The organism is Streptomyces sp. NPDC007896, from assembly GCF_042959425.1.
Lineage (GTDB): Bacteria > Actinomycetota > Actinomycetes > Streptomycetales > Streptomycetaceae > Streptomyces.
This window is the reverse complement of sequence record NZ_JBIBKX010000013.1, coordinates 124,960-138,736: the sequence shown is the minus strand read 5'-3', so window position 1 is coordinate 138,736 and position 13,777 is coordinate 124,960. Positions and strand designations below refer to the sequence as shown.

The following is a 13,777-nucleotide window of genomic DNA, read 5'->3' as shown; positions in this document are numbered from 1 at the left end:
CGCGCAGTTCCTCGCGCCCCTGAGACGGGGCTTTGCCCCGCATCCTCCGTCCGCCCGGCTTCGGTTGGCTGCGGGTGGGTGGGGGTTGGTCGCGCAGTTCCTCGCGCCCCTGAGACGGGGCTTTGCCCCGCATCCTCCGTCCGCCCGGCTTCGGTTGGCTGCGGGTGGGTGGGGGTTGGTCGCGCAGTTCCTCGCGCCCCCAAGACGGGGCTTCGCCCCGCATCCCCCGCGCACCTGAAAGCCTGGGGCGCCGGGGCGCAGCCCCGTGCTCCAGGGGCGCGGGGAACTGCGCGGCCGGCCCCCACTCGCCCGCAGCCGAAGAACTCGCCCGGGGGGTCTGGGGGCGGAGCCCCCAGGTTGAGGATGGGACGGGTAGGGGCGGCGGGGGCGAGGGAGTGGTCAGGGGGTCGGGGTCAGGTGTACCGGGAGTTCGTGCAGGTCGTTCTGGGTTACTACCGGCTTGTTGCGGAGTTCTGAGGAGGGGATCGCCAGGTCCAGGGCCGGGAAGCGGGCGTACAGGGCCGGGAGGGCGACCGCCGCCTCCAGGCGGGAGAGGGCGGCGCCGGGGCAGACGTGCGGGCCGTGGCCGAAGGAGATGTGACGGTTCTTCGTGGTGCGGGCGATGTCGAAGTCGCCCGCGCTCGGACCGTGGGCGTTCTCGTCGCGGCCGATCGCGCCGTACGAGACGATCAGGGCGTCGCCCGCGGGGATCACCTTGTCCCCGACGGGTACGTCCTCCGTCGCGAAGCGGATCAGGACGTGCGAGGTCGGAGTCGAGTAGCGGAGGGTTTCCTCCACGACCGCCGACCAGTCCGCCTCGCCGGAGAGGACGAGGGCGCGCTGCTCGGGGTGGGCGGAGAGGTTGACCACCGCGTTGACGATCAGGGAGATCGTCGTCTCGTGGCCCGCCGCGACCATCAGCTGGAGGGTGGAGACGATCTCCTCGTCGGTGAGATGGTCGCCGTCCTCGGAGGCCAGGATCAGGGCCGAGGTCAGATCGTCGCCGGGCTCCGCCCGCTTCGCGGCGACCGTGGCCGCCATGATCCCGGCCAACTCCGTCAGCGTGGCGATGACCTCCGCGGGCGGGGTCTGCGTCGAGAAGAACTTCTCGAAGAGTTCCTTGAGGCGGGGGAGCCGGGACTCCTCGATCCCCATGAGGTCGGCGACGACGTACATGGGGAGGGGGTAGGCGAAGTCGGCCTTCAGGTCGACGACCCCGTCCGGGCCCGGTGCGAGGGAGTCCAGCAGACCCTCCGTCAGTTTCGTGATGCGCTCCCGCATCTGCTCCACCCGGCGCGGTGTGAGCGCCTGCGCGACCAGCGTGCGCATCCGGCGGTGGTCCGCGCCGTCCACCGTGAGCATGGAGCGGCCGGGGTTGGCGAGCCCGATCAGCGGCCAGTCGGGGGCTATCTCGCCGCGCTGCCAGGCACCCCAGACGTTGATGTCCTTGACCAGCCGGGGGTCGGTGAGCAGGGCGCGTGCCTCGGCGTGGTGGGTGACGGCCCAGACCGGGACGCCGCCGGGCAGTTCGACGGCGGCGAGCGGTCCCGCCTCCCTGAGCCGAGCGCTCTCGCCGTCCAGGTCGGACACGAACGGGTCCAGGACGATACGACTGGTCATGCGGGGGTGCCTCCCAGGGCCGGGGTCGGGGTGAAGCGCACGGGCAGTTCGGTCAGGCCCCGCAGCCACGGGGAGGGGCGCCGGGTCAGGGTGTCTGCCGGGACCGCCAGGTCGATGTCCGGCAGGCGGTCCAGCACGACTTCGATCCCCGTCCGCGCGATGACCTCCGCGACCTCCTGCGCCGGGAACGGGCAGCGGTGTTCCCCGTGGCCGAAGGAGAAGTGGGCGTTGTTGCCGCCGGTGAGGGCGGAGCCGTCGGTGCGGACCTGCGGGTCGGAGTTGGCGCCCTGGAGGCCGAGGAGGAGGAGATCGCCCGCGCGGACGCGGTGGCCGCCGAGCTGGGTGTCGCGGGAGGCCCAGCGGCCGGCCACGTTCTGGGTGGGGGTGTCCTCCCAGAGGACCTCGTTCATGGCCTCGGCGACGCTGTTGCGGCCGCCGAAGAGGGAGGCGGCGAAGCGTTCGTCGGTCAGCATCAGGCGCAGCGAGTTGCCGATCCAGTCCGCGGTCGGCTGGTGGCCGGCGGCCATCATGACCATCAGGTCCTGGATGATCTCCTCGTCCGTGAAGCCGGCCGTGTTCGCGAGCATGCGGGACACGACGTCGTTCGCGGGCGCGGCCTTCCGGTCGGCGATCAACCGGGCCATGGAGCCGGCCAGGTGCTGCTGTCCGGCCAGCGCGCCCTCACGGCCGTTGATCATGTCGTTGAGGGCGGTGACGAGGCCGGGTCCCTGTTCCTCGGCGAAGCCGTAGAGCGTGGCGAGGACGCGGACGGGCAGCAGGGCGGCGTAGTCCCCGATGAGGTCCGTCTCGCCCTTGGCGCACGCCGCGTCGATGAGTTCGTCGGCGAACTTCTCGGCCTGGGCGCGCAGTTCGAAGGGGTCGACGGCTTCGAGGGCGTCGCTGATCATCGCGGCGCGCTCGCGGTGGCGTTCGCCGACGGTGTAGAGGATCGAGGGCTGCTTGCGGCCGATCATCGGCAGCAGTGGCCAGTCGTCGGGGATGCGGTCCCACTGGTTCCACAGCTCGGAGTCGCGGCTGAACAGCACGGGGTCGCCGGTGATCTGGTGCAGTTCGCGGTAGCCGAGCACCAGCCACGCCGGGATGTCGCCGTCCAGGACGACAGGAGTCACGGAACCGTGGTCGCGCCGCATCTCCCGGTACAGCTCGGCGGGTTCGGTCTGGAACCGGGGCCCGCTCAGGGGCACGGGGGCGGGGGTCACAGGGCCAACTCCGGTGATTTGAGTGCGCTTTCGGCGGCGTACAAAGTCTTCAGATGCTCCACCAGCGTGATCAGCACCCGTTTGCTGGACTCCCGCGAACGCGCGTCGCAGTCGAGCAGCGGGACCCGCGGATCGAGGTCGAGGGCCTCGCGGATCTGGGCGGGGGTGTGCGCGGAGCCGCCGAAGTCGTTGATGGCCACGATGAACGGCGTCCCGTGGTGCTCCAGCCGGTCGATCGCGTACCAGGAGTCGTCGATGCGCCGGGTGTCGACGAGGACGACGGCGCCGAGTGTGCCCGAGAACAGCCGGTCCCACAGGAACCAGAAACGCTCCTGGCCCGGCGCGCCGAACAGGTACAGCACATTGCGGGCGTCCAGCGTGATGCGCCCGAAGTCGAAGGCGACCGTGGTCGCGGACTTGCCGCGCACCTCGCTGATGTCGTCGACCGCCGCTCCGGCCTGCGTCATCGTCTCCTCGGTGTTGAGGGGACGTATCTCGCTCACGGAGCGGACCAGGGTGGTCTTGCCGACGCCGAAGCCGCCCACGATGACGATCTTCAGACCGTTGTCGGCCTGTGCCCCCAGGGGCGCAGGGGCGTCGGCCCCCTGGGACGTACGGGCATCAGAGGTTACGGAGTCCAACGAGCACCTGCTCCAGGATGTCGGGATCGGGAAGAGCGGCCTTCTGGGGGTGGCGGGCGCTGACGCGACCCGCGGCGAGCAGGTCGGAGAGCAGGATGCGGGTGATGGACACCGGCAGCTTCAGCACGGCGGCGATCTCCACGACCGCCGTCGGCCGCTCGCACAACCGCAGGATCGCCGCGTGTTCCGACTGCATGCCGACCACCGGATCGCACTCGGCGACCACGAGTGTCACCAGGTCGAACGGGGTGTCGGGCGCGGACCGGCTGCGCCCTCCGGTGAGGGTGTAGAGCCGGTCGGGCGCGTCGTCCCTGCCCGGACGGCTCATGACGTCCGGGGCTGCGCGCTCAGGTGTTCGCCGAGTTGTTCCACGAGCTCGCTCATGTTGTGCCCGACCAGGCCGGCGTCCGCGTCCTCGGCGGTGACCACGGCGAGGTGGGCGCCGTCGCCCGCCTCCACGATGAACAGGACCCCGCCGTGGAACTCGGTCATCGCCGAGCGCACGCCCCCGGTGCCGTCGCCGAACTCCACGGACGCCCCGTGGGACAGCGACTGGATGCCGGCGGCGATCGCGGCGAGCTGGTCGGCGCGGTCGACGGTGAGCTCCGGCGTGCGGCACAGCTTCAGGCCGTCCCGGGAGAGCACGAGCGCGTGCCGGGCGCCCGGGGTGCGCTCGAGGAGGCTCTCGATGAGCCAGGAGAGCTTCTCGTCGGCGGTGGTGGTGCCGGTCATGAAGTGGTGTCGCCTTCCGGATGCGAGGGGGTGTGCGAGGGATGCGCGGGGGCGGACTCCCGTACGGCTTCTTCGCCGCGTACGGCGTTCGCGGATTCGTCCTGTACGGATTCGGCCTGCGTGAATTCGTCCCGTACGGATTCGGCCTGTGTGAATTCGTCCCGTACAGCGTCTTCGGCGGTGTACGCGGTGGCGCGTACGGCGTCGTCCTCGGGCACCGTTCCCTGCACCGCCGCCTGGTCCGGCGCGGTGCCCCGGACGGCCTGGCGGAAGCTGCTGAAGCGGGCGGCGGTGGCCTTGGAGTCGGTCGTACGGGGCTCCGGGTCGGCCTGGTTCGTGAGGTGGGCGCGGCTGCGCTCGGCGTGCGCGAGGGTCCGGCCGCGGCGGCGCTTGGGGAGGCCGCCGGTCGCGGGAGTGCCGGTCGTGGGGGTGCCGTTCGGCGGGGTGTCGGTGGCGTGCCGGGGCGACTCGTGGGTGGGGACCGGGTCCGGGTCGAGGTCCTCGGGGGCGCGGGCGGCGGCGTAGGACGCCTGGGGGTGCGGCTCGGCGAGGGAGCTGTCCTCGGCGGGCGGGGTCGCCGCGGCGGGCTCGACCTGGGGTTCCGTTGCCGCCGGGGCGGCCGGGGCCGACACTGAGGGCAGGCTCAGGATGTCCTGGGGGATGAGCACCAGGACGCCCGTGCCGCCGCGCGCGGAGGGCCGGAAGGACACCTTCAGGCCGTGCTTGCGGGCGAGCCGGCCGACCACCGCGAGGCCGAGCCGGGTGCCGGTGAGGCCGCCGAGGCCGGCGGCGTTCTCGGTGTCCGCGGAGACGGCGCGTTCGGCGCGGCGCAGCTGGACGTCGCCCATGACGAGGCCGCTGTCCTCGACGGAGACGATGACACCGGCCGGGACCTCCTCGACGTAGACGTGGACCTCGGCGGTCGGCGGCGAGAAGTTCGCGGCGTTGTCGAGGAGTTCGGCGAGCGCGTGCATCACGCCCTCGGCGGCGTGCCCGGCGACGGCGGCGTCGCTCGCGGAGTGGACGCGCACTCGCTGGTAGCCGCCGATGCGGCCCATGGCGCCGCGCAGGATCGACTCCATGACGATGGGGCGCGCCCAGCGGCGGCCGGAGCGGGCGCCCGCGAGGACGGCGACGGAGTCGGCGAGGCGGCCCGCCTGCGCGGTGCGGTGGTCGAGGTGGAGGAGGTCGGCGAGGACCTCCTCGTCGGAGTGCTTCTCCTCCATGGCGCGCAGGTCGGCGAGCATGCCGGTGGACAGGGCCTGCATCCGCCCGGCCGCGTTGGCGGTGGCCGAGACCGCGGCCGCCCGGTCACTGTTGGCACGCCGCATGCGCTCGGTCAGCCGGGCGTTCTTCTCGGAGAGTTCGGCGAACCGCCGCTGCTCCTCGGCGATCTCGGTGGCGAGGCGGTGCCGCTCCTCCTCGAACCCCTGGGTGAGCAGGGCGCGTTCGCGGGCGTCGGCGTCGGCCAGGCGTGCGCGGTCGCGGGCGGACTCCTCCGCGAGCCGGGACCGCTCCTGGTTGAACTCCTCGGCCATGCGGGCCCGTTCCTGCAGGAGCCGTCCGGCGTCCTGGGCCACGGCGTCGAGGCGGCGGCGGGCGAGCTTCGCGGTCCCCAGGGCGCGCGCGGCGACCGCGACGGCGACGCACAGGAGCACGGCGGCGGCGCCCGCGCCCCAGGCGAGGGGGACGCGTGCCGAGTCGGGTGCCAGGGAGACGGCGACGACGACCGCGACCGCCGCCGCGACGGCGGTGAGCAGGGGCGCGGGGGCTGTCGCGCGGAGGGTGGGTCGTTCGCCGGGGGGGATGGGCGCGGTCATGAATCGTGTCCTCGGTCGTGTCCTGGGCGAAGTTCCTGGGGCGAGGTTCCTGGGGGGAGATTCCTGGGCGAGAGCCGACACCGATTGCTCAATTTCCCGTCACTATATGAGAGTTCGTGATCGCATTGGGAAGGTTCTGGATCCGAGCTCATAATCCGCCGGTGATCGTTCTGTGATCTCGATGGCGATCGGTCGGTGCTCGGTCGGCGCTCGATCGGTGATCGGTCAGTGATCGGTCAGTGATCGGTCAGTGATCGGCCGACGGTCGGCCGGTGATCGATGCGTCACGGTTACGGACCGTTGTCGGTGCGCGGGGTCATCCTGGAGACATGACGGATCTTGGCGCGAAGGACGGCACGAACGGCGCGGCGGACCCGCCCGACGTGGACGGGCTGCGGGCCGCCCTCGCGGCAAAGATGCGCGGCGAGGTCGCCTTCGACGTGACCGCGCGGGCGCTGACCACCATGGACGCGTCCAACTACCGCAGGGTCCCGCTCGGCGTGGTCCGCCCGCGCGACGCCGACGACGTGGCGGCCGCCCTGTCCGTGTGCGGGGCCCACGGGGTGCCGGTCGTGCCGCGCGGCGGCGGCACGTCGATCGCGGGACAGGCGACCGGCACCGGAGTCGTCCTCGACCTCACCCGTCACATGAACCGGATCGTCGCGCTCGACCCCGAGGCGCGCACGGCCGTCGTCCAGCCCGGTGTCGTCCTCGACCGTCTCCAGGAGGCCGCGGCCCCGCACGGCCTGCGCTTCGGACCCGACCCCTCCACCCACAGCCGCTGCACCCTCGGCGGCATGATCGGGAACAACTCGTGCGGCTCGCACTCGGTGGCCTGGGGCACGACGGCGGACAGCGTGCGCGAACTGTCGGTGGTCAAGGGGAACGGCTCCGTCGTACGGCTGGGACAGAACTGGCAGGGCGCCCCGGACGGCCTCCGGGCACTGGTCGAGGGCGAGCTGGCCCGCCTGCGCACGGGCTTCCCGGAGCTGCCCCGCCGTATCTCCGGCTACGCGCTCGACGCGCTGCTCCCCGAGAAGGGCGCCGACGTCGCCCGCTCCTTCTGCGGCTCCGAGGGCACGCTCGGGGTGCTCACGGAGGCGGTCGTGCGACTGGTCGAGGCACCGCGCGCGCGGGCGCTGGCCGTGCTGGCGTACGCGGACGAGAGCGCGGCGGCCCAGGCGGCGGCCGGGTTGCTGCCGCTGGGGCCGCTCACCGTGGAGGGGATGGCCGCGGACCTCGTACCGCCGGACGCGGGGCTGCCGCGCGGCGGCGCGTGGCTGTTCGTGGAGACGGGGGGCGCGGAGCCGGCGGAGGCACGCGCGCGTGCGGACGCGATCGTCCGGGCCGCCGACGTCCTGGACTCCCTCGTGGTCACCGACCCGGCCGGGCAGCGCGCCCTGTGGCGGCTGCGCGAGGACGCGAGCGGCACGGCGACCCGGATGCCGGACGGGAGCGAGGCATGGCCGGGCTGGGAGGACTGCGCGGTGCCGCCGGCCCGGCTCGGCGCGTATCTGCGTGACTTCCGGCACCTGCTGAGCGCCCACGACCTGCGCGGCACCCCGTACGGGCACTTCGGCGACGGCTGCATCCACGTCCGCATCGACTTCGACCTGCTGACCACTGCGGGCATCGGCCGCTTCCGCCGCTTCTCCGAGGAACTGGCCGAACTGGTGGTCTCCCACGGGGGCTCCCTCTCGGGCGAGCACGGGGACGGGCAGGCACGGGCCGAACTGCTCCCCAGGATGTACGGCACGGAGCTGGTCGGCCTCTTCGAGCGGGCCAAGGACCTCTGGGACCCGGACGACCTGCTCAACCCCGGCATGCTGGTGCGCCCGCACCGGCTGGACGAGAACCTGCGGTTCGCGGTTCTGCCGCGCGAGCCGGTGGACGTGGCGTTCGGATATCCGGCGGACGGCGGGGACTTCTCGGCCGCGGTGCGCAGATGCGTGGGCGTCGCCAAGTGCCGTACGACGACCGCCGACGCGGGCGTCATGTGCCCGTCGTTCCGGGCGACGGGCGAGGAGGAGCACTCCACGCGGGGACGGGCCCGGCTGCTGCACGAGATGCTCGCCGGCGAGGTGGTCACCGACGGCTGGCGCTCGACCGAGGTCCGGGACGCGCTCGACCTGTGCCTGTCCTGCAAGGGCTGCCGGTCCGACTGCCCGGTGGGTGTCGACATGGCCACGTACAAGGCGGAGTTCCTGTACCACCACTACGAAGGCAGGAGGCGCCCCGCCGCGCACTACACGATGGGCCGGCTGCCGGTGTGGCTGCGCCTGGCCGACCGCACGAGAACGGCGCCGCTGCTCAACTCCCTCGCGTCCGTGAGGCCGTTCGCGGCGCTCGCCAAACGGCTCGGCGGGATCGCCCCCGAGCGGGAGATCCCGCGCCTGGCGCCGGAGACGTTCAGCCGGTGGTGGGGGCGGCGGTTCAAGGAGCGGGTGCGGCGGATGATGCGGGAGGGGGTGTACGGCCCCGAGGCGGAGCTCGACAGGGCCCCGAGGCAGGTGGCGTTCCTCTGGCCGGACACCTTCACCGAGCACCTGTCGCCCTCCGTGGGGAAGGCGGCCGTACGGGTGCTGGAGGCGGCCGGGGTGGACGTGATGCTCCCGCCGACCGTGGCGATGCGCAAGCGGACGCCGCGGGCCGGGGAGAGCCTGTCGCTCTCGCACCTCCCCTGGTCGGTGGGCGCCCGGGGCCACGTCTGCTGCGGACTGACGTACGTCTCCACGGGCCAACTCGACCGAGCCCGCGCGGTGATGCGCCGCACGCTCGACCTGATGGGCGTGTTCCTGGACCCGGACGTCCACCCGCGGCCACCCGCCGTCGTCGTCCTGGAACCGAGCTGCGCCGCCGCCCTGCGCACGGACCTCCCGGAGCTCCTCCACGACGACCCGCGTGCGGCGCGCCTCGCCTCGGCGGTGCTGACGTTCGCCGAGGCCCTGGAGCGCCTCGCCCCGGACTGGTCACCCCCGAACCTCGACCGTCCGGTGACCGGGCAGACCCACTGCCACCAGCACGCCGTCCTCGGCGACGCCGCCGACCGCCGGCTGCGCGAGGCGGCGGGCCTCACCGGCTCCCTCGCGGGCGGCTGCTGCGGACTCGCGGGCGACTTCGGCTTCGAGAAGGGCCATTACGAGGTGTCGAAGGCCTGCGCGGAGGAACAGCTGCTCCCGGCCGTGCGGGCCGCCACGCCCGACACCCTGCTTCTCGCGGACGGTTTCTCCTGCCGCACACAGCTGGAACAGCTGGCGGGGCGCAAGGGGCGCCATCTGGCAGAGGCGCTGGCCGAGGCGCTGGACCAAGGGGCGGACCAACGGGCGGACCAAGGGGTGGACCAAGGGGTGGACCTGGAGGGCGACCAAGGTGCGGACTGACAGCGTGGATAAGTAATACCCAGGTTTTTTAGGCAACTCTCAGGTTTCATAAGGGGATTCACAGTCGTCATGTGCTGCATTTTGCTGTGCCTTGGGGAGCGGGGCGTGTAGGTTCCTTCATGTCGGGCAGCAGGGAAAACCGAGGTGACGACCAGGAATTCCCGCCCGTTTCCGTAGAGAATTCTCGCACCATCGCACTATTGCGCTCGCTATTGCGTAGCCAGAAACCTCAAGGAGTTGGCATGAGCTTCAAGAAGCTTGCCCCCCTGCCCCCCAAGCCCAAGTCGAAGCAGCTCCCGCCCCCGCCGGCGCCGAAGCCGCGCAAGAAGGCGCACAAGCCGCTCCCCAAGCCGTTCCCCAACGACGAACGCTGATCGGGCGGTAGCAGAGAGGCCGACGGTGCGCCGTCGGCCTCTCTCTTTTGGTGGGGCTGCCATAAATGATTCCGGCGGCGAACAGAAAATTCACGGCACGGCCTGCAATTTAAATGAGGAGGGCCATGACCCGGCAAAGGCAGAATCAGGAGTACGAGGAATACACGGACGCGGACGACGAGTACGAGGACGAGGACGAACTCGACCACGACACGCCGACCATCCCCGCCCGTACCGCCTTCCGGCGCTTCTGGCCGCTGACCAAGGGGCTGCGGAGCTGGCTGCTGGCCATCTGGCTGTGCACGGTGCTCGCCGCACTCGCCGAAACCGCCGCGATCCTCCTCTTCGGCGATCTGACCGACCACGCCCTGCAACAGGGCTCACTGGCCGCGTTCTGGGCCCCGGCCGCCGAATGGCTGGCCGTCGCCGTGCTCGGCGCCGCCGTCGCCTACGCGGGCAACTCCCTCGCCACCTGGGTCACCGAGCGCTTCGTGATGCGGCTGCGCGAGCACGTCTTCGACCACGTACAGCAGTTGCCGCCGCACTTCTTCCAACGCCACCGCCAGGGCGACCTGTTGTCCCGGCTGACCAGCGATGTCGAGTCGATCGAGACGATGGTCGTGTCCGGGCTCGTGGGCGCGGCGTCGGCGGCGTTCAGCGCGCTGTTCTACGCGGCGGCCGCCTTCTGGCTGCGCTGGGACCTGGCCGCGGCGACCTTCGTGCTCGCGCCCCTGTTCTGGCTGGCCGCCCGCCGCTTCTCCGGCTCCATCAAGTCCGTCTCGCGCGACGGCCGGGTCGCCGACGGCGCGATCACCTCCGTCGTCGAGGAGTCCCTCGGCAACATCGTCCTCACCCAGGCGTACGACCGTCGCGACGCCGAGCGGCGGCGGCTGAACCAGGAGGCGAACGCCTGGTTCAGGGCCTCCGTGCGCTCCGGGCGCCTCAACGAGCTGTACGAGCAGCTCGTCCAGGTCATCGAGACGATCTGCGTGCTCGCGGTCATCGGCCTCGGCGTGTGGGAGATCTCCGGCGGCCGGATGACCCTCGGCCAACTGCTCGCCTTCGCCGCGTTCCTCGGCTACCTCTACCCGCCCGTGCGTGGCCTGGCCCAGCTCGGTCTCACCATCGCCGCCGCCACCGCCGGTGCCGAACGGCTGATCGAGATTCTCGATGTGCGGCCCGCGGTCGCCGACCCGACGAGCTCGGCGGAGAGCCGGCTCGGCCGCCCCGACGGCGCCGTGGAGGTCCGCGACGCCACCTTCCGCTACCCCGGTGCGGAGAGCGACGCCCTGCGCGGTCTGTCCTTCACGGTCAGCCCCGGCGAGCTGGTGATCGTCACCGGCCCGAGCGGCGCGGGCAAGTCCACCGTGTCCAAGCTCCTCCTGCGCTTCTACGACCCGGACGCCGGCTCCGTCCTCCTCGACGGCGTCCCGGTGGGCGACTTCCCGCTGGCCCGGCTGCGCGAGTACGTCACGCTGCTGCCGCAGGAGACCCTCGTCCTGCACGACACCGTCCGCGCCAACATCGGCTGCGGGCGCCCCGGCGCGAGCGACGAGGCGCTCGTGGAGGCCGCGCGCGCAGCCGACGCGCACGACTTCATCATGAAGCTGCCGGACGGATACGACACCAAGATCGACCCCAACTCGGCCCGCCTCTCCGGCGGCCAGCTCCAACGGCTCGCCATCGCCCGCGCCATCCTGCGCGACGCCCCGGTCCTCGTCCTCGACGAGCCGACGACCGGCCTGGACGCGATGGCCGCGCGCCGCGTGATCAAGCCGCTGCGGCGTCTGATGCAGGGCCGTACGACGATCATGATCACCCACGACCTCAACCTGGCGCCCGACGCCGACCGCATCCTCGTCGTCGACCGCGGCCGTGTGGTCGAAACCGGCCGCCACGACGAACTCCTGGCCCGCGGCGGCGCGTACGCCCGTCTGCACGGATCGCAGAACAACGCGCTGATGGACACCGGTGAGCTGCGGCTGCCGCTGTTCACGGAGGCGGAGGTTCCGGTGGGCGGCGCGGTGCCGGTGGATTACGCGGGGGGCGTTGTGGCGGCAGCGGCTCCGCAGTACGCGTACTACGGAGCCGCGGGGCAGTACGGGGCCGAGGGAGCCTGGTACCCCGGCGCGTTTCCCGACCCCCTCCCCGACCCCCTCCCTGACCCTCTCCCCGATCCCGATCCACTGCGGGACCCCCTTGACGGCTATCTGCCCGACGGTCGGCCCCTCTTCCGCGACGAGACACCCTGGACAGGCGCATAAGGGGTTCACGTGCCTGACTTGGTCCATTACTGTGGACCGGGAAGTGCACCTTGATGCACGACTCTTGAGTCGAGCCCCTGGAAGGCCCCGTGAACACCCCCAGCGCCGCACCGTCCTTTCCGGCGGGTCCGTCCTCCCCGGCCTCAGCCGCCCCGGCGATGGCGCCCGCGCCCACCCCGGGTGGGGGCGCCCCGAGTCGGAGGGGTGCCCTCGGCCCCGTGGGACTGGTCCTGGCCGGAGGCGTCTCGGTGCAGTTCGGCGGCGCGCTGGCGGTCGCCCTGATGCCGCGTGCGGGCGCGCTCGGGGTCGTCACCCTGCGCCTCCTGGTGGCCGCGATCGTGCTGATGGCCGTCTGCCGGCCCAAGGTGCGCGGGCACTCGCGGGCGGACTGGGGCACGGTCGTGATCTTCGGTCTCACCATGGCCGCGATGAACGGCCTCTTCTACCAGTCGGTCGCCCGTATCCCGCTGGGCCCCGCCGTCACCCTCGAGGTCCTCGGCCCGCTCGTCCTCTCGGTCCTCACCTCCCGCCGCGCCCTGAACCTCCTCTGGGCGGGCCTCGCCCTCGGCGGCGTCTTCCTGCTCGGCGGTGGAGGCTTCGGCTCCCTCGACCCGGTCGGCGTCGCGTTCGCCCTGTCCGCGGGCGCGATGTGGGCGGCGTACATCGTCTTCAGCGCGCGTACGGGCCGACGCTTCCCCCAGGCGGACGGGCTCGCGCTCGCCATGGTGGTCGCGGCGGTGGCGTTCCTGCCGCTGGGGATCGCCGAGTCCGGGACCCGGCTGATCAATCCGACGACCGTGGCCCTGGGCGGCGCGGTCGCCGTGATGTCCTCCGTACTGCCGTACACCCTCGAACTGCTCGCGTTGCGCCGCCTGCCCGCCGCCACCTTCGCCATCCTGATGAGCCTAGAGCCCGCCGTTGCCGCGACCGCCGGCTTCCTCGTCCTGGACCAGGCCCTCTCCACCACCGAGGCCCTCGCGATCGCCCTGGTCATCGCCGCGAGCATGGGGGCGGTACGGACGCAGGTGGGGCGGGGCAGGGCGAAGAACGTCGGTTCGGGCGGTTCTGGAAGTTCGATCGGGTCCGGCGGTTCGGCTGGTTCAGGCGGGTCGTAGCAGCCGGAGGATCATCTCCACCGTCCGCTCGACGGGGCGGGCGCGTGCCGTGGCGCCGAACAGCAGGGTGCGGGTCAGGACGGCGCCCAGCAGCATGTCGAACACGTCGTCAGGGTCCACGGTGGGGTCGACGGTCCCGGGTGGCGCGGCGCGCAGGATGTCCAGGAAGTGCGGTCGCGCCGACATCCGCACATACACCTCCGGCGGGCCGGTCCGGTCCGACGTCTGGTGGTGCGCGAGCAGGCCGGCGGCGGCCGCGCGGGCCGCGGGAGTGCTGAAGGCCGCCAAGTAGGCGCGGACGAACCGGCCCAGATCGCGGCGGAGATCCCCCGTCGGCCGCACGCTCAGCGGGCTGAGCCCGGGGAACGTGGCCTCCTCGATCAGCTCGATCCGGGACGGCCAGCGGCGGTAGATCGCGGAGGCGTGCACGCCCGAGTGTTCGGCGACCGCCTGGATCGTCGTCGCGTCGAAGCCGCGCTGGACGAGCAGTTCGCGCGCCGCCGCGAGGGCCCGTTCGTCGATGCTCGTGTCCCGGGGACGACCGGGGCGACGGCGCGGCTCTGTCATGGCGGACATCGTAATGAGCGGCCGTTCACGGCAGGCCAATTATA

General features: G+C 72.3%; 11 protein-coding genes. 4 read left to right on the top strand and 7 right to left on the bottom strand.

Translation table 11 applies throughout. The features are described 5' to 3' along the window. Positions 1-399: 399 nt before the first annotated feature. From ACFZDJ_RS35520 to ACFZDJ_RS35495, 6 genes are read right to left on the bottom strand one after another with little or no spacing between them, the layout of a single operon-like run. Positions 400-1,620, bottom strand: coding sequence for a cytochrome P450 (locus tag ACFZDJ_RS35520; protein WP_390930590.1), 1,221 nt, complete (start codon positions 1,618-1,620; stop codon positions 400-402). After that, entirely contained in the window at positions 1,617-2,840 is a 1,224-nt protein-coding gene (locus ACFZDJ_RS35515; protein ID WP_390930588.1) for a cytochrome P450, read from the bottom strand. Before ACFZDJ_RS35515 ends, ACFZDJ_RS35520 begins: the two co-directional genes overlap by 4 nt. Further along, a complete protein-coding gene (locus tag ACFZDJ_RS35510; RefSeq protein WP_390930586.1) occupies positions 2,837-3,481 on the bottom strand; it encodes an ATP/GTP-binding protein in 645 nt (214 codons plus the stop codon). Before ACFZDJ_RS35510 ends, ACFZDJ_RS35515 begins: the two co-directional genes overlap by 4 nt. Continuing rightward, entirely contained in the window at positions 3,462-3,809 is a 348-nt protein-coding gene (locus ACFZDJ_RS35505; RefSeq protein WP_101404396.1) for a DUF742 domain-containing protein, read from the bottom strand. The genes ACFZDJ_RS35510 and ACFZDJ_RS35505 overlap by 20 nt, the downstream gene beginning before the upstream one ends. Beyond that, on the bottom strand, positions 3,806-4,213 hold the full coding sequence (locus ACFZDJ_RS35500; RefSeq protein WP_391065156.1) for a roadblock/LC7 domain-containing protein: 408 nt from the start codon (positions 4,211-4,213) through the stop codon (positions 3,806-3,808). Before ACFZDJ_RS35500 ends, ACFZDJ_RS35505 begins: the two co-directional genes overlap by 4 nt. Beyond that, positions 4,210-6,033 carry an ATP-binding protein gene (locus tag ACFZDJ_RS35495; protein WP_390930583.1) on the bottom strand — a complete coding sequence of 608 codons (1,824 nt, stop codon included), beginning with the start codon at positions 6,031-6,033 and terminating at the stop codon, positions 4,210-4,212. The genes ACFZDJ_RS35500 and ACFZDJ_RS35495 overlap by 4 nt, the downstream gene beginning before the upstream one ends. Before the next feature lie 329 nt (positions 6,034-6,362). On the opposite strand from ACFZDJ_RS35495, the gene ACFZDJ_RS35490 reads away from it, so the two are divergent. The 4 genes from ACFZDJ_RS35490 (at position 6,363) to ACFZDJ_RS35475 (ending at position 13,166) form a co-directional block, all read left to right on the top strand. Beyond that, positions 6,363-9,413 carry an FAD-linked oxidase C-terminal domain-containing protein gene (locus ACFZDJ_RS35490; protein WP_391065153.1) on the top strand — a complete coding sequence of 1,017 codons (3,051 nt, stop codon included), beginning with the start codon at positions 6,363-6,365 and terminating at the stop codon, positions 9,411-9,413. A gap of 242 nt (positions 9,414-9,655) precedes the next feature. Beyond that, positions 9,656-9,787, top strand: a complete 132-nt coding sequence (locus ACFZDJ_RS35485) for a hypothetical protein (RefSeq protein WP_256258009.1) — start codon at positions 9,656-9,658, stop codon at positions 9,785-9,787. A 125-nt stretch (positions 9,788-9,912) separates the two neighbouring features. Further along, the gene (locus tag ACFZDJ_RS35480; RefSeq protein WP_391065149.1) at positions 9,913-12,051 is read left to right on the top strand and encodes an ABC transporter transmembrane domain-containing protein; all 2,139 of its coding nucleotides are present in this window, start codon (positions 9,913-9,915) and stop codon (positions 12,049-12,051) included. Between the two features lie 89 nt (positions 12,052-12,140). After that, positions 12,141-13,166, top strand: coding sequence for an EamA family transporter (locus ACFZDJ_RS35475; RefSeq protein WP_391065146.1), 1,026 nt, complete (start codon positions 12,141-12,143; stop codon positions 13,164-13,166). Here the strand turns inward: ACFZDJ_RS35475 and ACFZDJ_RS35470 are convergent. Next, positions 13,152-13,733: a TetR family transcriptional regulator gene (locus tag ACFZDJ_RS35470; protein WP_390930574.1), complete on the bottom strand. Its 582-nt coding sequence runs from the start codon at positions 13,731-13,733 to the stop codon at positions 13,152-13,154. The genes ACFZDJ_RS35475 and ACFZDJ_RS35470 overlap by 15 nt on opposite strands. Positions 13,734-13,777: the final 44 nt, after the last annotated feature.

What these genes read in the sequence shown, in the direction of transcription:
- ACFZDJ_RS35520 (WP_390930590.1), bottom strand. Translation starts at nt 1,620, where the DNA reads ATGACCAGTCGTATCGTCCTGGACCCGTTCGTGTCCGACCTGGACGGC.
- ACFZDJ_RS35505 (WP_101404396.1), bottom strand. Translation starts at nt 3,809, where the DNA reads ATGAGCCGTCCGGGCAGGGACGACGCGCCCGACCGGCTCTACACCCTC.
- ACFZDJ_RS35500 (WP_391065156.1), bottom strand. Translation starts at nt 4,213, where the DNA reads ATGACCGGCACCACCACCGCCGACGAGAAGCTCTCCTGGCTCATCGAG.
- ACFZDJ_RS35495 (WP_390930583.1), bottom strand. Translation starts at nt 6,033, where the DNA reads ATGACCGCGCCCATCCCCCCCGGCGAACGACCCACCCTCCGCGCGACA.
- ACFZDJ_RS35490 (WP_391065153.1), top strand. Translation starts at nt 6,363, where the DNA reads ATGACGGATCTTGGCGCGAAGGACGGCACGAACGGCGCGGCGGACCCG.
- ACFZDJ_RS35485 (WP_256258009.1), top strand. Translation starts at nt 9,656, where the DNA reads ATGAGCTTCAAGAAGCTTGCCCCCCTGCCCCCCAAGCCCAAGTCGAAG.
- ACFZDJ_RS35480 (WP_391065149.1), top strand. Translation starts at nt 9,913, where the DNA reads ATGACCCGGCAAAGGCAGAATCAGGAGTACGAGGAATACACGGACGCG.
- ACFZDJ_RS35470 (WP_390930574.1), bottom strand. Translation starts at nt 13,733, where the DNA reads ATGACAGAGCCGCGCCGTCGCCCCGGTCGTCCCCGGGACACGAGCATC.